The following is a 22,731-nucleotide window of genomic DNA, read 5'->3' on the forward strand; positions in this document are numbered from 1 at the left end:
TTCAGGCAAAAAGCGACATGCAACCCCAGCCAATGCTGCTGTAATGGCCTCAGTACAAGCTTTAAAGACATAACGAGTTTATATTTTAGACAAAAAACTTATTTAATATTTAGGTATATTTACAGCTAAACCAAATCTCAAAAATACGGTAAATTTATTGTAAATCAACATAATAAAATATATTTAACAATATATAAATGATGAGCCTTTCATTCTAATTTTTAGTACTTATAAATCCATATTAGGTTCTTTTTTCACGCCCTTAATACCATCAAAACTTAATTTCAATTACGTATATTATTTGTAATACATGCTTAAAATTTAACTTAAAGAACCAGCTCACTTATTCAATAACGGTTTGGTTTCTACCATTTAAAATTCATCCTTCGTTCGGGTTTATTTTTTCATAAATATATACAAAAAACTCGTTTCTATGCGTATAAAAAAAACAAGGAATACAGTGGTTAAGCTTTATACTGGACAAATATTAGTTACAAATAATTTGATGGTCGATAGTGCTTAAGTCTAATGGGCTAAAGTCTATCTTGGACAGAAAAACAACACATGTTAAAACATGACAACCCGTTCAATCTGTATGAAAAAATAATACATCTTGAACAGGAAGTTAGGAAAACTATTTTAAATCAGGACTTGGGTATTTCAACGTGGCTATATCAGTATTAGTTATCAATTGCGGCTCTTCATCTATTAAATACGCACTGGTTTCAGAGCGTCGTGAAGACCGTATTTACGGTTTAGCAGAAAACTTGGGGGCAGCTGATGCTCGTATTAAGGGAGTTACAGTTGGTGGTGAACCACTGGAACTTTCAATTCCTTATGCTGACCATGCCAAAGCTTTAGAAACTTTACTTGCACGTCTTGCCAACTACAAACCGCAAGCAATCGGACATCGTGTTGTACACGGTGGTAGTTTAACTAAAGCAGAATTACTCACTCCTGAAATTATTGAACGTATTCGTGCAGCAACGCCTTTGGCTCCGCTTCATAACCCAGCACATTTAATTGGTATCGACGCAACCGTACGTCTATTTCCTGAATTACCTCAGGTTGCCGTATTTGATACTGCATTCCATCAGACCATGCCACCGCATGCATACCGTTATGCAATTCCTAAGTTTTTATATACTGACCACAACGTCCGCCGTTATGGTTTCCATGGTACAAGCCACGCCTATGTGTCTGACAAAGCGAGTGAACTCGCAGGTAGCCTGAAAAAAGGTGGATGGCTAACAGCGCATCTAGGAAACGGCAGTTCAACTTGCGCAGTGTGGAATGGACAAAGTGTTGATACCTCTATGGGCCTCACTCCACTTGAAGGCGTAGTGATGGGAACCCGTAGTGGTGATGTTGATCCAAGCTTACATAGCTTCCTTGCGAAAAACCTCGGTTGGGATTTAGCAAAAATTGATAAAGTTTTAAATAACGAAAGTGGCTTACTAGGCTTATCTCAACTGTCTAATGACATGCGTACAGTGATTGAAGCTGCTGAAAATGGTAATGAAGATGCTTGTCTTGCAATTGAAGTGTTTAGCTATCGCCTTGCAAAATCACTTGCTGCATTAAGCTGTGGCTTACCAACTTTAGACGGCTTAATCTTCACGGGTGGTATTGGCGAAAACTCAGCTTATATTCGTGAAAAAACCTTAGCTTATTTACCTCATTTTGGTTTGCAGCTTGATAAAGATCAAAACAATAACTTAAAACGTGGCACTGAAGGCCGAATCGACAATGGAACAGGACCACAAATTTGGGTCATTCCAACAGATGAAGAAGGTCGTATTGCTAAAGAAACTCGTCAAGTTGTTGAAGCGGCAGAAAATACAGCATCTGTAGCAAGCCTTGCTTAATTAGAGCTCAGCGAAAACTCGATATTTATTTATAGGTTTATATGAATACAATTTTATTGATTCCTACAGGCGAAGGGGTTGGCTTAACCTCTGCCTGTTTAGGCATGATTTACGCACTTGATTGTAACGGGATTAAAGCAGGCTTTTTAAAACCATTTTCTCAAGAAGACCAAGAGCATCTTGACCGAACCACTTCATTATTTGGTCATCTATTTCAAAGTAAAACTGTTCAATCTATTTCGCATGAAAAATTAACTCAGCTTATTGCCGCTGGGGAAGTAGATGAATTACTTGAAGAAGCTGTTAGTCTTCACCGTAGCGTTGCAGCAGACCACGATGTCATTATTGTGGAAGGCTTATTACCTAACGGACAAGACCACTTCGCCAGTGAACTCAACGCAAGTCTTGCACAAGCACTTGATGCAGAAGTCGTGCTGGTCAGCACAGCAGATATTCAAAACCCGAAAAAAGCCGCAGAAAAAGTAGATGCTCATTTACGTCAATTTGGCGGCGCAGCTTCAAATCGTACTGCTGGTGTACTCTTTATGCGTACCCGTGGGTTAACTGAAGAAACAGCACAAATTCCTGTTGCTTTTGATCCATCATTAAGACCGACTGAAGAAATCGCAAAATTTACGACCGAACTGCAAAAATATAATCGTTATTTCGGCTCAAGCGATTTACCAATCATTGGACTGGTTCCATTTAGTAACACGCTAAGCGTGCCAAGAACTCTCGATATTGCAAATGTCATTGATGGGCAATGGGTACATCAAGGTGAAGCAAAAACACGTCGTATTTTGCATTCGAGTTTAATTGCTTCAAGCATTGAATATGAACTGAATAAGTTCATTGCAGGCGAGTTGATTATTAGCGCATCTGAGCGTACCGACGTTTTACTTGCAAGTAGTTTGGCAACTAGTAATGGTATTCCTCTAGCGGGTTTAGTACTTACAGAACGAGAAGCGCCAGCACCTGAGCTTTTAGAGTTTTGTCAAAGTGCGATTAAACAAGGGTTGCCGATTTTACATACCCGTTTAAACACACTTGAAACCGCTCAGCGTTTATCTAATTTTGGCAATGAAATTCCAACAGATGATACTGAACGTGCTGAGCAAGTGACCCGATTTGTTTCAAGTCATATTGATGTTGAATGGCTTAAACAGCACAGCAACAATGCAGCTACCCCTCGCCTGTCGCCATCGGCTTTCCGTCACGAACTGGTGCAAAAATCGATTGCAGCGAAAAAACGAATTGTTTTACCCGAAGGTGATGAACCACGCACCATTCAGGCTGCAGCAATTTGTCAGGCACGTGGTATTGCTGACTGTATTTTGCTGGCTAAACCAGATGTAGTACAGGATGTTGCAAAAGCACGCGGCATTGAATTACCTGCCGAATTGGCAATTGTTGACCCTGATAGTATTCGTGACCAATACGTTGCACCAATGGTTGAGCTACGTAAAGGTAAACTCAACGAGCTTCAAGCGAAAGAACAGCTTCAAGATACCGTAGTGCTTGGCACCATGATGTTAGCTTTGGATCAAGTCGACGGTTTAGTTTCAGGTGCGGTACACACCACAGCAAATACAGTTCGCCCAGCATTCCAGCTCATCAAAACAGCCCCTGATTATTCACTAGTTTCATCAATCTTCTTTATGCTTTTACCAGATGAAGTCTATGTGTATGGTGACTGTGCAATTAACCCAGACCCGACAGCAGAGCAACTTGCTGAAATTGCAATTCAGTCTGCTGACTCAGCGAAAGCTTTTGGGATTGACCCACGTATTGCCATGATCAGCTACTCAACTGGTACCTCAGGAACAGGTGCAGATGTTGAAAAAGTACAGCAAGCAACTCAAATTGCTCAGCAGCGTCGTCCTGATTTACTGATTGATGGTCCACTTCAATACGATGCAGCTTCAGTTGAAAGTGTGGGACGTCAAAAGGCACCAGACTCACGCGTTGCTGGCCGTGCAAATGTATTTATCTTCCCAGATTTAAATACAGGTAATACCACTTACAAAGCAGTACAGCGTGCTGCAAATGTTGTGAGCGTTGGACCAATGCTGCAAGGCCTAAACAAGCCTGTTAATGACTTGTCTCGTGGAGCATTAGTAGATGACATCGTCTTTACCATTGCATTAACCGCAATTCAGGCAGAACAGCAAGCCGCTGCCAAATAATTAATATAATTTTAACCTTTACTACCTCTCGCCATTTGATGTCCGCTCAAATGGCTTTTTTTATTTTAATCATTCAAAAATAAATAACTCTCCGATTTCTGGCTTTTAAATCACCTCAATATGTTCTTATGCGACTTTCGGTCAAAAGATCAACCAATCTCCCACAACCCTGTCTTTTTGTCATATAATTTAGCCCGCTAGCTAACAGCCCGCTCAAGAGATTTTTTGGTATGACAACGATTATCAAACAAGATGACTTGATTACATCAATCAAGGACGCCCTACAGTTTATTTCGTACTATCACCCGCAAGACTTTATCCAAGCGATGAGCCGTGCTTATGATCGCGAAGAAAACAAAGCCGCAAAGGATGCAATTGCACAGATTCTAATTAACTCTCGCATGTGTGCGGAAGGTCATCGTCCAATTTGCCAAGATACTGGTATTGTTAATGTTTTCCTTGAAGTGGGCTTAGATGTTAAATTTGATTTAACAATGAGCTTAGACGATGCGGTAAACGAAGGTGTTCGCCAAGGTTACCTTGAAAACAGCAACGTTCTTCGTGCATCTGTACTTGCTGACCCAGCATTTGGTCGCAAAAATACAAAAGATAATACCCCTGCTGTAATTCACTACAAACTCGTTCCGGGTAACAAAGTAGATATTACTGTTGCTGCTAAAGGTGGCGGTTCAGAAAACAAATCTAAACTTGCAATGCTTAACCCATCTGACTCGATTGTTGACTGGGTTCTTAAAACTGTTCCAACAATGGGTGCAGGTTGGTGTCCTCCAGGTATGCTCGGTATTGGTATTGGTGGTACTGCTGAAAAAGCCATGATGCTTGCTAAAGAAGCGCTCATGGAAGAAATTAACATGGACGAATTACTTCGCCGTGGACCAGAGAACAAAATCGAAGAACTTCGTATCGAAATCTTTGAAAAAGTAAACGCACTTGGTATTGGTGCTCAAGGTCTTGGTGGTTTAACGACTGTTCTTGATATTAAAATTAAAGATTACCCATGTCATGCTGCTGGTAAACCAGTTGGTATGATCCCTAACTGTGCTGCTACTCGTCATGCTCACTTCCAGCTTGATGGTACAGGTGTAGCTCATATTCAAGCACCAAAACTTGAAGACTACCCTTCAGTAACTTGGGACTCTTCACAATCTAAGCGCGTAAACCTTGATACCATTACTCAAGAAGAAATGGATTCTTGGAAACCGGGTGATACATTACTTCTTAGCGGAACAATGTACACAGGTCGTGATGCTGCACACAAACGTATGGTTGAAATGATCGACAACGGTGAAGAATTACCAGTTGATCTTAAAGGTAAATTTATTTACTACGTTGGCCCAGTTGATCCTGTGGGTGATGAAGTCGTTGGTCCTGCTGGTCCTACAACTGCAACACGTATGGACAAATTCACACGTAAAGTACTCGAACATACTGGTCTATTCGGTATGATCGGTAAAGCTGACCGTGGTCCTACAGCAATTGAAGCAATCAAAGACAACAAAGCAACTTACTTAATGGCAGTTGGTGGTGCGGCTTACCTCGTATCTAAAGCTGTTCGTGAAGCTGAAGTGGTTGCGTTTGCAGACTTAGGTATGGAAGCAATCTACAAATTCGTAGTTGAAGATATGCCTGTTTCTGTTGCAGTTGATGTAAACGGTACTTCAATTCACGCAGTAGCTCCAAAAATCTGGCAAGCGAAAATTGGAAAAATTCCAGTAGTCGATGCAGCAGCTGGCTAATCAAGAAAAGCACCGAATTCGGTGCTTTTTTTTAGCATTCTTTTTTTATTTTAAAATCTGAAAAGAATTGTAACAATTGCTTCTTCAATCTGTGCTATTAATAAATGCACTCTCTCGCCATATATTGAATATAGGTCATTTCATGACTATTCGCCCTATTCTTAAAAATCTTTCAATCAGTCTCTGCTTAAGCTGTATTACAACAAGCTTATTTGCTTCTCCTGCCAAATTAAGTTCAGTCAAAGAACTCATGCAAATGAGCCAAATTGATTACCTACTTAAAGAATCAATTAATGAATTAACGCCTTACTATGATCAACAGGCAGAACAGATCGTTAGTAATATCACGGGTATCAAAACTTTAGGCCCAAAAGAAAAAGAGGCCGCGAAGAAGTTAGGTTCTCTTCTAAAAGATTCGAGCAACCAGCTCATTAGCAACCCTAAAACTGCCCAAGCCTTACAAGATATTTATTTAAAGACTTATACTGAAGAGGAAGTTCAGGCTAATCTGAAATTTTTAAAAACTCCCGAAGGCCAATCAATTACACGTAAAAATGTGCAGATTATGGGACAAATTTCAGAATACATGATGGAGTTAGGACAACAGACCTTTAATGACCCTAAAGCAAGGGATCATATGCAAGAAGAAATGCTTAAAATTCTTGCCCCACTCATGAAAGATAAAGAAAAGTCTTAACTTTTCTTTATCTTTTGTAGGCCCTTACCAAGTTAAAGGATTCCATAATTTAAATGGCTTAATCAGATGTACATCTGATTTTTCATCATATTTGGCTGGCTTTAATTCCTGTGGTTTATATCGAATCTTTCCTGAAGCATCTTCAGCCACAAAGTTGTAGCTAGAAGATTTAAGCTCAGTAAATGCTATCTCTCTACGTCCAATATTGTCTTGCATTAACATAAATGGGCCAGTGTGTTCACCACGGTCCATTTTGTTCTCTTCATCATATTTCAAATAATAAGACGTTCCCGCCTCAACAGTGATATCAATATATTTCGGTTCTTGAAAATGAATACCAAGTAAAGGGCGGCTTGCAGAAAGACGATAAGTGCCTGCTGGCAATTCAATCCAGTAATAATGATTATGTAATAGACTCGGAATACGCTTGCCATTCACAAAGAGATTTATCGCTGCAATTTCCTGACGATTCCATTTCGTGTCTGGTCGGTAAAGATAGACAACAGCAGCTTGTTGATTTTGTGGTTTGACTGGAACAAAAGTCTGACCCAACTTTTGATTAACCCAACCACCTACAGCAAAACCACCCACATGATATTGATCAAATAAACCAGGTTCTTTTTCAACATCAACTTTAGGTAAGGTTGCAGTCAATTCACCCGTATTTTTTTCTAAATGAGATGAACTTTGACAGCCCACAAACAGTCCGGCACAGCACAAAGATACGATTAAATAACGCATGGCATCCCTCAAAGCGTTTTGTTTTTGATTTATTTTTTACAACGCAAAACTATGCGTATTTTGTATTTTTAAGATTAACACCACGCACATAAATTGAAAACAAAAAAAGCATGAATCACTCGCGCGATTCATGCTTTTTAGATGAATGAAATCTCTATGCAGACTTCGAATCAATAACCTTTAAATCTGCCTTAGCAACACTTTCATGCGTTGCAGCTTCTTTAGGTTGACGCTCTGCTTTATAAACAGGTTCTGCTTCACCATTAATGACTGCTTCATTAATAATGACTGTTCCAACGTCAGTACGACTTGGTAAATCGTACATGGTTTCAAGCAGCACGTTCTCCATAATAGAACGTAAACCACGTGCACCCGTATTGCGTTCAAGTGCTTTCTTCGCGATAGCACGCAATGCAGAATCTTCAAAGATCAGATCAACATTTTCCATAGTGAAAAGATATTGATACTGGCGAGTTAATGCATTTTTTGGCTCAGTCAAAATTTGCATTAATGCTTCTTCATCCAACTCTTCAAGTGTCGCAATCACTGGTAAACGACCAATGAATTCTGGAATTAAACCAAATTTCACTAAGTCGGTTGGTTCAACCTGACGGAACAATTCAGCAAGTTTTTTGGTTTCATCTTTGTTTTTAACATCAGCTGTAAAACCAATACCGCCTTTCTCTTGACGCTGCTGTACAATTTTTTCCAAACCAGAAAATGCACCACCACAAATAAATAAAATATTCGAGGTGTCAATTTGGATAAACTCTTGTTGCGGATGCTTACGTCCACCTTGCGGAGGAATAGAAGCCACTGTACCTTCAATCATTTTTAACAATGCTTGTTGTACACCTTCACCAGAAACATCACGCGTAATTGACGGGTTTTCAGATTTACGAGTAATCTTGTCAATTTCGTCAATATAGATAATACCCTTCTGAGCTTTCTCTACATCGTAGTCCGCTTTTTGCAAAAGTTTTTGTACAATATTTTCAACATCTTCGCCGACATAACCAGCTTCGGTTAATGTCGTTGCATCTGCCATTGCAAATGGAACGTCTAAAAGGCGAGCCAATGTTTGCGCAAGTAAAGTTTTACCCGAACCTGTAGGTCCAATTAATAGAATATTACTTTTAGCAATTTCTACTTCTTTAGACACATGGCCATTATGACCAACTTTTAGGCGTTTATAATGGTTATAAACCGCAACAGATAATGTCTTTTTGGCAAGATCTTGACCAATTACATATTGATCAAGCGCAGCACGTATTTCATGTGGTTTTGGCAATGCCTTACTCGCCCAGTCCCCTGCTTCAACCTGTTGGCTGGTTTGTACAAGGTCTAAGCAGACATCCACACACTCATTACAAATATATGCGTCCTCACCTGCAATCAGTTTCCCGACTTCAGACTGCGTTTTACCGCAAAATGAACAATGTTTTTGTCCTTGAGGATGTTCGGACATATTCACTCCACAAATAGAATCTTAAATATTAGGGCAAGATGCACTGCATAAATAACTAAATGGAGATCTTTTTCAACATCTCAAGTTATTTATATAAGAAGGTCCTTATGGACGCTTACTTAACACCTGATCAACCAAACCATATTCTTTAGCAGACTGTGCTGTCATAAAGTTATCACGGTCAGTATCACGAGCAACAGTTTCGTAGTCTTGACCACTATGCTCTGCCATTAAGCGGTTTAAACGTTCTTTAATAAATAGAATTTCACGCGCATGAATTTCAATATCCGATGCTTGACCGCGGAAACCACCTAATGGTTGGTGAATCATGACACGGGCATTTTCTAGACAATAGCGTTTGCCTTTAGCACCAGCATTTAATAAGAATGCACCCATTGAAGCAGCTTGGCCCATACAATATGTTACGACATCAGGTTTAATAAACTGCATCGTGTCATAAATAGCCATGCCCGCTGTCACAGATCCACCTGGAGAGTTGATATAAAGGTGGATATCTTTATCAGGATTTTCAGCTTCTAAAAACAACATTTGGGCAACAATTAGATTTGCCATGTTATCTTCAACTTCACCTGTTAAAAAAATGACGCGCTCACGTAAAAGTCGTGAATAAATATCAAAAGAACGTTCGCCGCGAGAAGATTGTTCAACCACAACAGGAACTAAAGCATTTTCAATTGTTGGAACATACATACGTTATTTATTCCTAAATTTTTTGTGACTTAACCTATGGCAACAATATGCGGGATAATTTCTCAAATTGCAAAAGGTTCGCACTGAAATATTATATTATTTATACCTAAGTACTTAATGTCGCACTCAAATTGACCACATAAAGAAAAACAAAAAAGGCGCCTAAGCGCCTTTTTCTAACTTCTAAAAAGATTAGCCCATACGGCGAGCTTGTTGTTCTTTCAATAAGTCATCATAAGATACAGCTTTGTCAGTCACTTTAGCACCAGCTAAGATGTGATCAACAACTTGATCTTCTAATACAACTGCTTCGATTTGAGCACGTTGTTGAGCATCATTTTTGAAGTATTCAATCACTTCAGTTGGATCTTCGTAAGAAGAAGCCATGTCGTCGATGTAAGCATCAACGCGAGCTTGGTCAACTTCAAGTTTAGCATCAGCTAAAACTTTGCTTACTAATACGCCAAGCTTAACAGAACGCTCTGCTTGTTCTTTGAACAATTCGTCAGGAAGCATGCTCTTGTCAAAAGATTGAGCGCCTGCACCACCAAATTGTTGAGTGAATTGTTGAACCATTTGTTGACGTTGGCGGTCAATTTCTTGAGCAACCATTGCAGTTGGAACTTCAACTTCGTTCGCAGCAACAAGTGCATCAAAAGCAGCTTGTTTAACTTGGTTACGTAAACCATTGCGAACTTCACGTTCCATATTCTTACGAACGTCAGCTTTTAATTTCTCAACGCCTTCTTCTTCAGTTACACCGAAGATTTTTAAGAATTCAGCATCAATTTCTGGAAGTTTTGATTTTTCAACTTGCTTCACAGTGATTTTGAACTGAGCTGCTTTACCAGCCAAGTTTTCAGCTTGGTAGTCTTCTGGGAAAGTAACATCAATTACTTTCTCTTCACCAGCTTTCATACCAACGATGCCGTCTTCAAAGCCAGGAATCATACGACCTGAACCTAATACGAGTTTAAAGTCTTCAGCAGAACCGCCTTCAAACTTCTCACCGTCGATAGTGCCTTCAAAGTCAAAAGTCACTTGCATGTCTTTTTTCGCCATGCCCTTGGTAACAGCCCAAGTTTGACGTTGTTTTTGCAAGTTTTCGATCATAGCATCAACGTCAGCATCTTTAATTTCAGCTGTTTTACGTTCAACTTCTAAACCGTCGAATGCTTGTACTGCAACTTCTGGATAAACTTCTACAGTCGCTTCAAAAACTAAAGCATCTTCTTTATGTTCAACTTTATCAATGTTCGGCATACCTACCGCATTGATTTTTTCTTGTTGAATTGCTTCAAAAACGCTATCACGAATGATGTCATTTACAACTTCTTGATAAATGCCTGCACCATATTCGCGGCGAACAACGTTTTCAGGTACTTTACCTGGACGGAAGCCGTTGATCTTCACAGTTTTGGCAGTGCGTTTCAAACGAGCTTCAAATTGCTCGTTAATACGGCTCGTCGGTACAGACACATTTAAACGACGGGCAACGCCCGAAACCGCTTCAGTCGTTACTTGCATGGCTTCCTCGATAAAAATTAGTGAGTAGGAACAGTTTTTTTAAAAGTGCTGTATTATATGACAACTTTCAAGATATACAAAATTAACCGATCACTTCATTTAAGTTAGCCTCGTTATTCTCGTAAATTTCACAGTAATTTTATGATTCTTTAAATATTTTTCATAAAGCATTAACTAAAACTAATTTTTTAGTTATTCTTCATAAATCTAAAATTACAATCAAAATCTAAATTTAATCGCTTTTACAAACAATTACTAAGAATCAGTAGATTAGCTAAATAAAAGTACAATTCACCATTCAATCATTCACTTTTTCTTCATAATTCAATTGGCAAATCCAATTAACACAAACTGTACATATAAATAAGAATTATTATTATTCGCATAACCTTTTAGTTTTAGAGTCCTGAAGTCATGTCTTTGATTAGAACACGTAAAAAAATTGTTTCTTCTGCGATAGCTTCTTCGTTATCAATGATTGCAACAACAGCCATGGCACAAGAAGCAATTTCACAATTACCAACGATTCATACTCAAGCGACTCAAGAAGAATCTTTAAAAGTAGATCAGTCAGCAAACTCTAAATTCGTGGCTCCCCTCAAAGACACACCAAAATCAGTCTCTATTCTTTCTCAAAAATTAATTAAAGATACAAACTCTAATACCCTACTCGAAGCATTACGCTATGAACCTGGTATTACGCTAGGTGCAGGTGAAGGCGGTACCCCGTTTACAGATATGCCTTACATTCGTGGTTATAGCGGTCAATCTTCTATTTATGTTGATGGTGTCCGCAATACTACTTCACAAAGCCGCGATATGTTTGCCATCGAACAAGTTGAAGTTATTAAGGGCTCTTCTTCTGCCCTTGGTGGTGGTGGTAGCGTGGGTGGAAGTATCAACTTAATCCCTAAAGTTGCTCATGAAGGTGACGTTTACCAAGGTAGTGTTCAAGGTGGTACTGACAACTATCGTCATATCCAACTCGATGCAAACAAAGACTTTGGTAACGGAGTTGCTGGTCGTGTTGTTATTATGGGTCATGAAAATGAAAAAGCTGGTCAAAGTAACGGCGCAGAATATGCTCGTGCTGGTATTGCATCAAGTCTTGCATTTGGCCTAGATACTGCAACTCGCGGAACACTGAGTTACTACTATTTACGTAGTAATGATGAACCTGATGCAGGTATTCCGTTTAACAACGCAAATCCAACGACTCCTCCAGCTGGAGTTACTGTAACTCCTGGTGATGGTAAACCTGTTGATGTAAAAGCGGGTACCTACTATGGCTGGAAAGCACGTGATTTCGATAAACGTGAGAACCATATTGGTACGTTTAAATTAGAACATGATTTTAATGAAAATCTTACTTTGTCAAATATAGCAACTTACAACAAATCTAAATCTGATTATGTTTATACGAATGCTGATGACTCTAAGGGTAATATTTACAGAGGCACAATTGCTCGTCGTGCTTTAAGTCGTATTTTGGATAGCGATGCTTATAGCGATCAACTTTCTTTAAGAGGTAAATTTAATACTGGTTCATTAAAACATTCTTTTAATGTCGGTACTGAATGGAGCTTCCAAGAAACTGATCAAGGTGTACATACATTTACTAATGCTGCTGGTGAAACTACCTCAACCATTTTAGACAGCAACATTCAAAACTGTACTTCAGCCGCTGCTGTAGCAAATGGCTGGTGTACGAGTTTAAATAATCCAGGAAATGGTGCTTTCACAGATAAACGTGGATCTATTACAGCACAATCAACCACTCGTAGTCATAATGTAGGCGTATATGCTTTAGATAGTATTGAATTTAATCCACAATGGTTACTTAATGTAGGTGTTCGTTGGGATAAGTTTGAAACTGAGAAAAAATATAATAAAGACGTAGGTGGACGTACACCTCATAAAGCTGGCGATAAACTGGAAAGTGATACAGATTACTTCTCTTACCAAGCTGGTCTAGTTTTTAAACCAACAGAAGATGGTAGTATTTATTTAAGCTATGCTACGTCAGCAAACCCAGTAGGCGTGCTCGCTGAAGGTGATACAGGTTCAGATTCTATTAGCGACTCAGGTGCTGCAAGTGCGAGTGCAAATGATCTAAAACCAGAAGAAGCTCGTACTTTCGAGTTAGGAACTAAATGGGACCTATTTAATAACCGTGCTAATTTAACAGCAGCAGTTTTCCGTACTGAAAAGCAAAATACACGTATCCAAATTGATCCGAACACGACAGCCAATGCTGGTAAAAGTAAAGTTGATGGATTTGAAATTAGTTTAAACGGAAAGATTACTGACAAATGGGATGTTTCTACAGGCTATAGCTATTTAGATAGTGAAATCACTGAGGCTGCATATAATGCCGTTGCTCAAGAAGGTAAACCGCTTCCATTCGTAGCTAAAAACAGCGCGACTTTATGGTCTACATATAAAGTTATGCCTCAATTGACTTTAGGTGCTGGTGTTGAATACCGTGATCAAGTTTTTGTGAACACAACTGCTCCGAAATACTTGCCAACCTACACTATTTACAACGCGATGGCTAAATACGACGTGAACAAGAACGTAAACTTACAGCTTAATATTAATAATATTTCTGATAAGCGTTATTTCACAAGTGCACATGCAGCTCACTACGCGTTTGAAGGTAATGGCCGTAATGCTGTCTTAGCGATTAACTTTAAGTACTAAGGTTAAATTCCATAATTTATTTATGGAATTAATTAAAGTTCATATAAAATAGCCTCATCACGAGGCTATTTTTACAAATGAAGTATCTATATTAAAAGGTGTTTGCTGTGATTCATCATATCCCCAATGTTTTAAGCAAAGAGCAAGTTGCCGAGTTTCGTAAACTCATGGAAGATGCCAACTGGGTAGGTGGAAAAGTAACTGCTGGCACCTTATCTGCTTCTGTTAAAAGAAATCAGCAGCTTTCTGAACAAGACCCGCTTACTCATCATTTAAGTGATATTGTCATTAAAGCAATTTGGCAAAATCCAGTGTTTCAGGCTGCGGCTCTACCCCACAAAATTATTCCACCACTTTTTAATCGTTATGATGAACATGAAAGCTTCGGTTTTCACGTGGACAACTCAATTCGTCTTATCCGTGGTACTTCTGAGCAGCTCCGCACCGATTTATCTTGTACGCTATTTTTAAGTGAACCTGATGAATATGAAGGCGGTGACCTCGTTATTGAAGACACTTATGGTTATCACGAAGTCAAATTACCCGCAGGTGATGTGGTGCTCTACCCGTCTACTAGCCTGCATGAAGTCAGTAGCATTACTTCAGGTACTCGTTTTGCCTCTTTTTTCTGGGTACAAAGTTTGGTACGAGACGATAGTAAACGCCATCTTTTATTTAACTTAGATGAAAGTATTAGAGAATTACGTAAATCACACGGCGATAACTATCCAGAAGTCATGAAGCTCACCAACATTTATCATAATTTAATTCGAATGTGGTCAGAGCTATAACTACATTTATTTTTTGCCTTATTGAGATCATATAATTTCTTTTATCTCAATATGGCAAAAATATGAAAATTATTTTCTCATAAACATAAAACTGCGCAAAATTAGAAAATTATTTTCTAATTTCTGAGATTAAAATTACGATAAGAATTTTGCACAAGGTGTAATCATTGTTTAGATGTGATATATCTAAATATCAAGATTACCAGCAAACCATCAAACTTATTATTTCACGGTCTAGAGATGAAAACGAATTACTTGTTTGCCCAGCCTACTCAAGCAAGACATCATCCGCAACTCCTGATGCTGCGCCAAGCGCGCGTATAAAAATTTTGTCTGCTTTCTAAAGCAGCACTTTGAAGTTCCCTTTAATTTTTCTGAATTAGATACCATATATTAAGTAGAGACGTTGCCTTTTAAATATATCCAGAGCAACTGCGCTACGAGACAAGGAGTTTTCTCATGATGTTGGCTGACCCAAGCAAAAAATACCGCCGTATGTACCAACGAGTGGATTTACCAGATCGCCAATGGCCAAATAAAGAAATTACAAAAGCGCCAATCTGGATGAGTACTGATTTACGTGACGGTAACCAAGCAATTTTTGAACCGATGAACATGGAACAAAAATTCAAAATGTTCAAAATGCTTGTAAAAATCGGTTTTAAACATATTGAAATCGGCTTCCCTTCTGCGTCTCAAATTGACTTCGATTTTACTCGCATGTTGATCGAAGAAAATCATATTCCTGATGACGTATACATTGAGGTTTTGGTTCAAGCACGTGATCATTTAATTGAACGTACTTTTGAATCTTTGGCAGGTGCTAAACGCGCAATTGTGCATATTTATAACTCTAACTCTCCAACTTTCCGTCAAAAGGTGTTGAATGTAGACGTTAATGGCGCAAAACAATTAGCAATTAATGCTGCTCAAAAAGTTAAAGAGTATGCGGCACAATATCCTCAAACTGACTGGATTTTCCAGTACAGCCCAGAGTGTTTCTCTGCAACTGAATTAGAAGTCGCTAAAGATGTCTGTGATGCCGTCACAGAAATTTGGGATGCACGTCCTGACCATAAAGTGATTTTAAACTTACCCGCGACTGTAGAAGTTTCTACACCAAATGTTTATGCAGACCAAATTGAATGGATGCATCGTAATTTGGCACGTCGTGATGGCGTGATCATTTCTGTTCACTGTCACAATGACCGCGGCTGTGGTATTGCTGCATCAGAACTTGCCATTATGGCGGGTGCTGACCGTGTTGAAGGTTGTGTGTTCGGTAATGGTGAACGTACAGGTAATGTTGACGTTGCAGCGATTGCATTGAACATGTATACCCAAGGCGTAGCGCCAGAGTTAGATTTCTCTAACATTAATGAAGTGATTGCAACGGTTGAAGAATGTACTGGTTTACCTGTACACCCTCGCCATCCATATGCAGGTGACTTGGTATTTACTGCATTCTCTGGTTCACATCAGGATGCAATTAAAAAAGGCTTCGAGTACCAGAAAAACGAAGAAATCTGGGATATGCCTTACTTGCCAATCGACCCGAAAGATTTGGGCCGCGACTATGACGCAGTTATTCGTGTAAATAGTCAGTCTGGAAAAGGTGGTATCGCTTACTTATTAGAAGCGAACTATAACGTTGTATTGCCTCGTCGTTTACAAATCGAATTCAGTCAAGTTGTTCAACAATATGCTGATGATAATGGTACAGAAATTAATGCAAAAGAAATCTGGACCTTGTTTAAAGACACTTATGTTGATGTGAAAAACCACCATTACACAGTCAAAAACTACAGATTATCTGACATTAATGGCACTCAGATTATCGAACTTGATGTTGATGTTGAAGGTGAAACACAACAACTTCGCGGTGAAGGTAACGGACCAATCTCTGCATTCTTAAATGCGCTTCAATTACCAATTGACGTATTGAACTATGAAGAACGTAGTATTAGTTCAGGTGCAAATGCGAAAGCATTAACCTTGATCGAACTTCAAGTCAAAGGTACAGGTAAAGGTTCATTTGGTGCAGGTGTTCATGACAATACAGTCACCTCATCGATTGAAGCAATTATTGCATGTACTAACCGTTTGATTGATCAAGGCGTTTTAAGTACAGATCAGGTTGTTGCCGCCGCTGTTTAATTTAAAAAAACTCTTTTGAAAGGATACCTAGCTTGGTATCCTTTCTTTTTATTCCTGAAAGATTTAAAAGGCGAAATGTTCCCGTGTCTTTTCCAGCTGATTCAGTGGGGTTAGTCACTCCGCAAAAGTTCCAATTTGAAGAACCATTACATCTTGAATGTGGGCGTGTTTTGCCACGTTTTGAATTAATGGTTGAAACTTACGGCACTTTAAATGCAGATAAATCAAATGCCATTTTAATCTGTCATGCTCTTTCCGGACATCATCATGCAGCGGGTTATCACCATGAAGATGATAAAAAAGCTGGATGGTGGGATAGCTGTATTGGCCCGGGTAAAGCAATCGACACAAATAAGTTTTTTGTAGTTTCGCTCAATAATATTGGTGGATGTAGCGGCTCAACTGGTCCAACGTCACCAAATCCTGAAAATGATAATCGCCCTTATGGACCGGATTTCCCGTTGGTAACGGTACGCGACTGGGTCAAAACTCAAGCCATGCTTTCTGACCTTTTGGGTGTAGATACTTGGTATGCAGTTGTGGGTGGATCATTAGGGGGCATGCAAGCACTACAATGGTCAGTAGACTATCCTGACCGCTTACAAAAGTGTGTGATTATTGCCAGTGCACCAAAGCTTTCAGCACAAAATATTGCATTTAATGAGGTTGCGCGTCAGTCGATCTTATCTGATCCAGACTTCCATCATGGTCGTTATTTAGAAAATGATAGCTACCCGAAACGTGGTCTGATTTTGGCTCGCATGGTAGGTCATATTACCTATCTTTCAGAAGAAGCCATGAAACAAAAATTTGGCCGTGATTTAAAATCTGGCAAATTTATGTATGGTTTTGATGTCGAGTTTCAAGTCGAAAGCTATCTTCGTTATCAAGGCGAACAGTTTAGCCGTAACTTTGATGCCAATACTTATCTCATCATGACCAAAGCTTTAGATTATTTTGACCCATCACGTGAATACAATCATTCGTTAACAGAAGCGATGGGTAAAACCAAATGTCAGTTCCTGATTGTCTCTTTCACAACAGACTGGCGTTTTGCCCCTAGTCGCTCTCAAGAAATTGTAGATGCACTTATTACCAATCATAAGCCAGTAAGTTATCTCGATATTGATGCTGAGCAAGGCCATGACTCGTTCTTATTCCCGATTCCACTGTATGTCAAAACCATGCGCGCTTTCTTAGGCGGTGAAGAACACTTAAAATCGACATCACTGGAGGCAAGTTAATGCGTATTGATCAACAACTGGCAGAAAAGTGGATTAAACCCGGCTCAAGCGTACTCGATTTAGGGTGTGGTGATGGTGAATTACTCGCTCATATGAGCCAAAAGCATCAAATTCGTGCTTATGGTTTAGAAATTGATCAAGAAAAGATTGCAATTGCCGTCAGTCGCGGGTTAAATATTATTCAACAAGATTTGAATCTCGGTTTGAGCCGTTTTGCCGACCAGTCTTTTGACTATGTGGTTATGGCACAGGCTTTGCAAGCCGTAGATGCACCGGATGTTTTATTAAGAGACATGGTGCGTGTGGGTAAACAGGCAATTATTACTTTTCCAAACTTTGCGCATTGGAAGACTCGCTCTTTTCTTGCATTAAAAGGAATGATGCCTGTATCGGATGCTTTACCATATATGTGGTATAACACCCCCAATATTCATCTATGTACATTTAAAGATTTCGAAGCACTCTGTGCTGAAAATCAGATACAAATTATTAATCGACTCGCCGTCAATGGAAATCAGCAGGGAAGCCTGTTAAGCAAACATGTTCCTAATTTGTTTGGTGAAGTCGCTATTTATCGAGTGAGTGCACTATGAAAAAGACATTATTTAGCACACTATTTGCAGGACTGCTAAGTATGCAGGCTCATGCAGATTATATCGCCCAGCCACAATCGGTTGCGAGTCAGGCTGCACGCTTTTCAACAATGGGGGTTAATGACCTTCAGAAAGCTGCAAAAGCTGGTCAAGCAGGCGCGCAATTTTACCTTGGTACACACTACCAATATGGTAAAGATGTAGAAAAAGATGAGAAACAAGCTTTCGCATGGTTTAAAGCGGCAGCTGATCAAGGTTTATCACCAGCACAACTCAACGTAGGTCGTATGTACGCCGACGGTATTGGTGTTAGAAAAGATGAGTCTATGGCTCGTAAATACTTTGAAAAAGCAGCAAGCAATGGTGATAACCGTGCAAGCTACAACCTCGCGATGATGGAAGAGCAAAAGAAAAACTACGTAGGTGCTTACCAGTGGTATGAGCTTTCAACTCGTGATGGCATGCTCGATAATAAAGTGATTAGCCTATCTGAAGGTAAGAAAACTGCTCTAGCGGCGAACTTAACTCAAGAACAAATCCGTACCGCACGTGACCGTGCAGACAAATGGATTCAAGCACAATAATAACGGTTCATCCGTAAAAAAACCTTACTCGACTAAAGCCGCCTTGTATGCTCTACAAGGTGGCTTTAGTTTAGGTGGTCCCATTTTATATTCTATTTATTTCCCTCTATATCCCCTCTTAAAAAACACGTAACATAACTCACGTTCGATATTAGCTATAAAGTTTGGTTTTATTATGTCTACCCCACATTGGTTTGATCAGGGCAGTTTAGTTCTTGCCAGCAATAACAAAGGTAAAGTCGCTGAGTTTGAAAAACTTTTTGAACAGCTTAAGTTACCTGTAGAAATTATTCCTCAAGGTCGCCTTAATATTCCCGATGCAATTGAAGATGGCTTAAGCTTTATTGAAAATGCCATTATTAAAGCTCGTCATGCTTCTAAAATTTCAGGTAAACCTGCTATGGCTGACGACTCTGGCATTTGTGTTCCTGTTTTGGATGGTGCACCTGGCATTTACTCTGCACGCTATGCTGGAGAACACGGTGACGATGCAGCGAATAATGCCAAATTATTAAATGATCTTTTGCCATTTCGTAAAAATGGTGAAGTGATTGAAGGTATGTTTGTGTGCGTACTTGCTTTAGTCACTCATGCGGAAGATCCTTTGCCACAAATTTTCCAAGGCATCTGGCACGGCGAAATTTTAGAAGCTGCACGTGGTGAAAATGGCTTTGGTTATGACCCACTGTTCTGGTTACCTGAGCTACAAGTTTCTAGCGCGGAACTTTCTAAAGAAGACAAGAATAAGATTAGTCATCGTGGACAAGCGATGCAGTTATTTAGAGAAAGTTTGCAGAAGTAAAACTTCAAAGCCATTTGCTATCGTGCTAGGCGACATGGATGTCGCCCGTCACTGCCTTGCGCTGATTCCCAAAGCAGTGCTTCGGGAATCGCTCAGGATGTGTCGTCAGTTCGACAAATGGTTTTGTTACTTTTGACGAAACAAAAGTAAAGTATTGCTTACATATACAAAATAAGCATATAACCACTATTCAAAGGCAGCCTAATCTAATTATCTTACTTAGAAATAAAGATGCAAAAACACTGCATAAATCGCAATACACACACAACTCACAATCGTCCCTGAAGCAATATAAGCCGCAGATCTTCCTGTTCCTTGATAATGTGTTTCTAGCGCTACAATATTGGCTGCTGGTGGCAAACAGAACATTAAAAACATGACTCCAATTTGCTGACTTATATTTGGAATCGGTAGAAATCTATAAGTTACGCCACAAAGAATAAGTCCACACACCACCTTAAATGCTTGAGCTTTGGTGCTGTAGATTAAGTCTTTTAAATGCACTCGAGTACGACGTAACCACATTCCCAATACACACATTCCAGCAAACGTCATTGCGAACTTAGCAACCTCATATACCCAATGTATGGCAGGATGCTCGATATGCTGAGCACCTAACAACCTGAGCACAAGCGCGCAAAAGATTGAAATACACGGAGGAGAAGTTAAAACTTTTTTAATATGCTGAGCTTACTTTGTGGTGCAGTAGTGACTGCCGTAACAGCCCATGCATTTCCAAAAAGAGACATACCAATATATAGCGCAACAATTGGGGCAGTAGCATCAGGGCCGAATAAAGCCATGGCAAAAGGAAAACCGAGCCAGCCCATGTTGGTATAACTTACACATAGCGCTAATAATCTGTCTTTAAATAAAGCTAAATAAGCAAAGAAAATAAGAAATGCTGAACCGAAGCTAAAGAGCATCAGACTTAGACTACCCGGCTGATAAAATACCATGTTGTAAATAATCACAACTGGAATCAGTAAGCGGGCAAGCCAAGCTGAAAGAACAGGTTTTATCGTTTCTGAAAGAGAAGTCTGAGCAAGTAAAAGTCCAGTGATAAACGCCAATATTGGCAATAATAACGCCACATTTTCTCCTCTCACCCATCAAAATCAGTTTGTTATGCTACACCTTTTCAAAGTGAAATGTACTCTCCATTTCAAGTAATTTAAGCTTCACTTTCTCAGCTCTCTCTAAAATAACAATCCAATACAGCCTTTATAAAACTACCCTTTTAGATTTTGACTGACGGTTATTGTCTTAAAAATGACATATAAATGTCACATTGTTGTCATGGCAACCTGTTGATATAAAGCAAACTGAAAAGAGGTATAAGATCATGGCCGGTTTATCTATTTGGCACGTCGTTATTTTTGCAATTGTCGTTATTTTATTATTCGGTACATCTAAATTAAAAAATATCGGTAAAGACGTAGGCGGTGCAGTAAAAGACTTTAAAAAATCAGTTCGTGAAGAAGACGAAACTGCTGCTCTTAATACTCCACGTACAATTGATGCCCAAGTCAAAACCCCTGACAGCACATCAGTGAAAAGCTAAAGGTTTTCCACCATGCTTGATGTAGGAATGACAGAGCTACTCTGTTTTGCAATTATTGCAATTTTAGTTTTAGGCCCAGATAAACTTCCAGAAGCCGCACGCTTTGCTGGTCGCTGGTATGTTCGCCTAAAACGTTATATTACCAATTTGCAAAATGAGATTGATCAAGAGTTGCGTCTTTCTGAATTTCGAAAAGAAATGCAAGAAGAACTCAACCGCATTGAAGCACTAGAACGCAAAGTACAACAACAACTTGAAGAAATACAAAAACAGACTACTTCAGACAACTCAGAAAAAACTGAGGTAGCTGAAACTATATCTCAGTCTACGATGTACTCCCCTGTATCGGGTCATTATGAAGTGCCCTTTCTTGCCAAATTTACACCTTTGGCATCTCAAAGCGATACTTTAGAAACACCTCCCGTTAAATTGAAGATTGCCGTATGAACCAACTGCCTTCAACGACTGTAAATACGCAAGAAAATTTAGACCAAATGCCAATCATGAATCATTTGGTCGTTTTAAGACGTCATTTATTTAGGATTGTCGGGGTAACATTATTTTTATTCTTTTGCTTATTACCGTTTCGAAATAATACTTACCAATTATTATCTGAACCTTTAAGGCTGCAACTTCCTGCATCATCGTCAATGATTGCAACAGATGTAACTGCAACCTTTATGGCGCCTTTTAAGCTCAATTTATTTGTCGCGCTTGTGCTGGCAATGCCATTTATTCTTTATGAAATCTGGACTTTTGTCCGCCCAGCGTTATATCAAAAAGAACGTCATTTAGCGCTACCCTTACTCATCGGTAGTATCGTTTTGTTTTATGCCGGAGTTGCCTTTGCATACTACATTACACTTCCTGCGATTTTACATTTCTTTATTAGTGTATCGCCTGAAACTGTTGCACCTATGACGGATATTAATAGCTACCTAAGCTTTTGCTTAAAGCTGTTTTTAGTTTTTGGTGTCACTTTTGAAATTCCAATCGCGACGCTTCTACTGATTTTAATTGGTGTGGTAAATACAAAAAGTCTTGCTGAAAAAAGACGTTTTATCATTGTGGGCTGTTTTTTTGTAGCCATGTTCATTACACCACCAGATGCAATTTCTATGGTGATGTTGGCGATCCCGATGTGGTTGCTTTTCGAACTTGGATTATTGTTCGGTAAAATTCTTGAGAAAAGAAAAGCTCAATCTGCTGAATAAAATAATATTTAAAAAAAAGCCTGAACCTCTAAGTTCAGGCTTTTTTGTATAGACCACTTTTTAATCTACAAAGCAATAAACTGTCTTCAAAGTGACTTAAAAATGTAAGAAAAGTGTCATTTAC

Annotated in this window: 19 protein-coding genes and 1 pseudogene; 15 read left to right on the forward strand and 5 right to left on the reverse strand. The window is 39.2% G+C overall.

The annotated features are described in order from the left end of the window. The first annotated feature begins 564 nt into the window (after positions 1 to 564). From AOLE_RS20115 to AOLE_RS17040, 5 genes are all read left to right on the forward strand, one after another. Positions 565 to 684: a hypothetical protein gene (locus tag AOLE_RS20115; protein WP_081399210.1), complete on the forward strand. Its 120-nt coding sequence runs from the start codon at positions 565 to 567 to the stop codon at positions 682 to 684. Continuing rightward, a complete protein-coding gene (locus AOLE_RS17025; RefSeq protein ID WP_013198987.1) occupies positions 666 to 1,868 on the forward strand; it encodes an acetate/propionate family kinase in 1,203 nt (400 codons plus the stop codon). Before AOLE_RS20115 ends, AOLE_RS17025 begins: the two co-directional genes overlap by 19 nt. A 41-nt stretch (positions 1,869 to 1,909) precedes the next feature. Beyond that, a complete protein-coding gene (pta, locus tag AOLE_RS17030; RefSeq protein ID WP_005302202.1) occupies positions 1,910 to 4,054 on the forward strand; it encodes a phosphate acetyltransferase in 2,145 nt (714 codons plus the stop codon). A 230-nt stretch (positions 4,055 to 4,284) separates the two neighbouring features. Next, positions 4,285 to 5,811, forward strand: coding sequence for a fumarate hydratase (locus AOLE_RS17035; protein WP_002115045.1), 1,527 nt, complete (start codon positions 4,285 to 4,287; stop codon positions 5,809 to 5,811). 142 nt (positions 5,812 to 5,953) lie between these two features. Further along, positions 5,954 to 6,508, forward strand: a complete 555-nt coding sequence (locus AOLE_RS17040; RefSeq protein ID WP_013198988.1) for a DUF2059 domain-containing protein — start codon at positions 5,954 to 5,956, stop codon at positions 6,506 to 6,508. 24 nt (positions 6,509 to 6,532) lie between these two features. On the opposite strand, the gene AOLE_RS17045 is transcribed toward AOLE_RS17040, so the two are convergent. The 4 genes from AOLE_RS17045 to tig all read right to left on the reverse strand — a co-directional run bounded on the left by AOLE_RS17045 (position 6,533) and on the right by tig (position 10,955). Further along, a complete protein-coding gene (locus AOLE_RS17045; protein WP_013198989.1) occupies positions 6,533 to 7,249 on the reverse strand; it encodes a DUF2846 domain-containing protein in 717 nt (238 codons plus the stop codon). Between the two features lie 154 nt (positions 7,250 to 7,403). Then, positions 7,404 to 8,717 (reverse strand): ATP-dependent Clp protease ATP-binding subunit ClpX, encoded by a 1,314-nt coding sequence (gene clpX / locus AOLE_RS17050; RefSeq protein ID WP_005302193.1) that lies wholly within the window; start codon positions 8,715 to 8,717, stop codon positions 7,404 to 7,406. Between the two features lie 105 nt (positions 8,718 to 8,822). Next, positions 8,823 to 9,428, reverse strand: coding sequence for an ATP-dependent Clp endopeptidase proteolytic subunit ClpP (clpP, locus tag AOLE_RS17055; protein ID WP_003654845.1), 606 nt, complete (start codon positions 9,426 to 9,428; stop codon positions 8,823 to 8,825). Positions 9,429 to 9,620: 192 nt separating this feature from the next. Further along, complete coding sequence (gene tig / locus AOLE_RS17060) at positions 9,621 to 10,955, reverse strand: trigger factor (protein WP_004794757.1); 1,335 nt, start codon at positions 10,953 to 10,955, stop codon at positions 9,621 to 9,623. Between the two features lie 414 nt (positions 10,956 to 11,369). Here tig and AOLE_RS17065 point away from each other — a divergent pair, with 414 nt between their 5' ends. The 7 genes from AOLE_RS17065 (at position 11,370) to rdgB (ending at position 19,829) form a co-directional block, all read left to right on the forward strand. Further along, the gene (locus AOLE_RS17065; RefSeq protein ID WP_013198990.1) at positions 11,370 to 13,658 is read left to right on the forward strand and encodes a TonB-dependent receptor; all 2,289 of its coding nucleotides are present in this window, start codon (positions 11,370 to 11,372) and stop codon (positions 13,656 to 13,658) included. 107 nt (positions 13,659 to 13,765) lie between these two features. After that, the gene (locus tag AOLE_RS17070) at positions 13,766 to 14,449 is read left to right on the forward strand and encodes a Fe2+-dependent dioxygenase (RefSeq protein WP_005302183.1); all 684 of its coding nucleotides are present in this window, start codon (positions 13,766 to 13,768) and stop codon (positions 14,447 to 14,449) included. A gap of 459 nt (positions 14,450 to 14,908) precedes the next feature. Beyond that, the gene (gene leuA, locus AOLE_RS17075; protein ID WP_013198991.1) at positions 14,909 to 16,606 is read left to right on the forward strand and encodes a 2-isopropylmalate synthase; all 1,698 of its coding nucleotides are present in this window, start codon (positions 14,909 to 14,911) and stop codon (positions 16,604 to 16,606) included. An 83-nt stretch (positions 16,607 to 16,689) separates the two neighbouring features. Then, positions 16,690 to 17,850: a homoserine O-succinyltransferase MetX gene (gene metX / locus AOLE_RS17080; protein WP_013198992.1), complete on the forward strand. Its 1,161-nt coding sequence runs from the start codon at positions 16,690 to 16,692 to the stop codon at positions 17,848 to 17,850. Next, positions 17,850 to 18,443 (forward strand): methionine biosynthesis protein MetW, encoded by a 594-nt coding sequence (gene metW / locus AOLE_RS17085; protein WP_001217230.1) that lies wholly within the window; start codon positions 17,850 to 17,852, stop codon positions 18,441 to 18,443. Before metX ends, metW begins: the two co-directional genes overlap by 1 nt. Continuing rightward, the gene (locus tag AOLE_RS17090; protein WP_013198993.1) at positions 18,440 to 19,027 is read left to right on the forward strand and encodes a tetratricopeptide repeat protein; all 588 of its coding nucleotides are present in this window, start codon (positions 18,440 to 18,442) and stop codon (positions 19,025 to 19,027) included. Before metW ends, AOLE_RS17090 begins: the two co-directional genes overlap by 4 nt. A gap of 175 nt (positions 19,028 to 19,202) precedes the next feature. Further along, the gene (gene rdgB / locus AOLE_RS17095; protein WP_013198994.1) at positions 19,203 to 19,829 is read left to right on the forward strand and encodes an RdgB/HAM1 family non-canonical purine NTP pyrophosphatase; all 627 of its coding nucleotides are present in this window, start codon (positions 19,203 to 19,205) and stop codon (positions 19,827 to 19,829) included. Positions 19,830 to 20,048: 219 nt separating this feature from the next. Here rdgB and AOLE_RS17100 read toward each other — a convergent pair. After that, positions 20,049 to 20,923 (reverse strand): annotated as a pseudogene (locus tag AOLE_RS17100) (AEC family transporter). Between the two features lie 251 nt (positions 20,924 to 21,174). On the opposite strand from AOLE_RS17100, the gene AOLE_RS17105 reads away from it, so the two are divergent. Genes AOLE_RS17105 through tatC form a run of 3 tightly spaced genes read left to right on the forward strand, consistent with a single transcriptional unit; the run spans position 21,175 to position 22,607 of the window. After that, positions 21,175 to 21,393, forward strand: coding sequence for a Sec-independent protein translocase subunit TatA (locus AOLE_RS17105; protein ID WP_004794775.1), 219 nt, complete (start codon positions 21,175 to 21,177; stop codon positions 21,391 to 21,393). Positions 21,394 to 21,405: 12 nt separating this feature from the next. Beyond that, positions 21,406 to 21,840 (forward strand): Sec-independent protein translocase protein TatB, encoded by a 435-nt coding sequence (gene tatB, locus AOLE_RS17110; RefSeq protein ID WP_013198995.1) that lies wholly within the window; start codon positions 21,406 to 21,408, stop codon positions 21,838 to 21,840. Next, positions 21,837 to 22,607, forward strand: coding sequence for a twin-arginine translocase subunit TatC (gene tatC, locus AOLE_RS17115; protein ID WP_004794778.1), 771 nt, complete (start codon positions 21,837 to 21,839; stop codon positions 22,605 to 22,607). Before tatB ends, tatC begins: the two co-directional genes overlap by 4 nt. Positions 22,608 to 22,731: the final 124 nt, after the last annotated feature.

Origin of the sequence: Acinetobacter oleivorans DR1, assembly GCF_000196795.1 — a bacterium.
Classification (GTDB): Bacteria; Pseudomonadota; Gammaproteobacteria; order Pseudomonadales; family Moraxellaceae; genus Acinetobacter; species Acinetobacter oleivorans.

What these genes read in the sequence shown, in the direction of transcription:
- AOLE_RS17035 (WP_002115045.1), top strand. Translation starts at nt 4,285, where the DNA reads ATGACAACGATTATCAAACAAGATGACTTGATTACATCAATCAAGGAC.
- AOLE_RS17045 (WP_013198989.1), bottom strand. Translation starts at nt 7,249, where the DNA reads ATGCGTTATTTAATCGTATCTTTGTGCTGTGCCGGACTGTTTGTGGGC.
- tig (WP_004794757.1), bottom strand. Translation starts at nt 10,955, where the DNA reads ATGCAAGTAACGACTGAAGCGGTTTCGGGCGTTGCCCGTCGTTTAAAT.
- AOLE_RS17090 (WP_013198993.1), top strand. Translation starts at nt 18,440, where the DNA reads ATGAAAAAGACATTATTTAGCACACTATTTGCAGGACTGCTAAGTATG.
- clpP (WP_003654845.1), bottom strand. Translation starts at nt 9,428, where the DNA reads ATGTATGTTCCAACAATTGAAAATGCTTTAGTTCCTGTTGTGGTTGAA.
- rdgB (WP_013198994.1), top strand. Translation starts at nt 19,203, where the DNA reads ATGTCTACCCCACATTGGTTTGATCAGGGCAGTTTAGTTCTTGCCAGC.
- AOLE_RS17105 (WP_004794775.1), top strand. Translation starts at nt 21,175, where the DNA reads ATGGCCGGTTTATCTATTTGGCACGTCGTTATTTTTGCAATTGTCGTT.
- clpX (WP_005302193.1), bottom strand. Translation starts at nt 8,717, where the DNA reads ATGTCCGAACATCCTCAAGGACAAAAACATTGTTCATTTTGCGGTAAA.
- AOLE_RS20115 (WP_081399210.1), top strand. Translation starts at nt 565, where the DNA reads ATGTTAAAACATGACAACCCGTTCAATCTGTATGAAAAAATAATACAT.
- tatC (WP_004794778.1), top strand. Translation starts at nt 21,837, where the DNA reads ATGAACCAACTGCCTTCAACGACTGTAAATACGCAAGAAAATTTAGAC.
- leuA (WP_013198991.1), top strand. Translation starts at nt 14,909, where the DNA reads ATGATGTTGGCTGACCCAAGCAAAAAATACCGCCGTATGTACCAACGA.
- AOLE_RS17040 (WP_013198988.1), top strand. Translation starts at nt 5,954, where the DNA reads ATGACTATTCGCCCTATTCTTAAAAATCTTTCAATCAGTCTCTGCTTA.
- metW (WP_001217230.1), top strand. Translation starts at nt 17,850, where the DNA reads ATGCGTATTGATCAACAACTGGCAGAAAAGTGGATTAAACCCGGCTCA.
- tatB (WP_013198995.1), top strand. Translation starts at nt 21,406, where the DNA reads ATGCTTGATGTAGGAATGACAGAGCTACTCTGTTTTGCAATTATTGCA.
- pta (WP_005302202.1), top strand. Translation starts at nt 1,910, where the DNA reads ATGAATACAATTTTATTGATTCCTACAGGCGAAGGGGTTGGCTTAACC.
- AOLE_RS17065 (WP_013198990.1), top strand. Translation starts at nt 11,370, where the DNA reads ATGTCTTTGATTAGAACACGTAAAAAAATTGTTTCTTCTGCGATAGCT.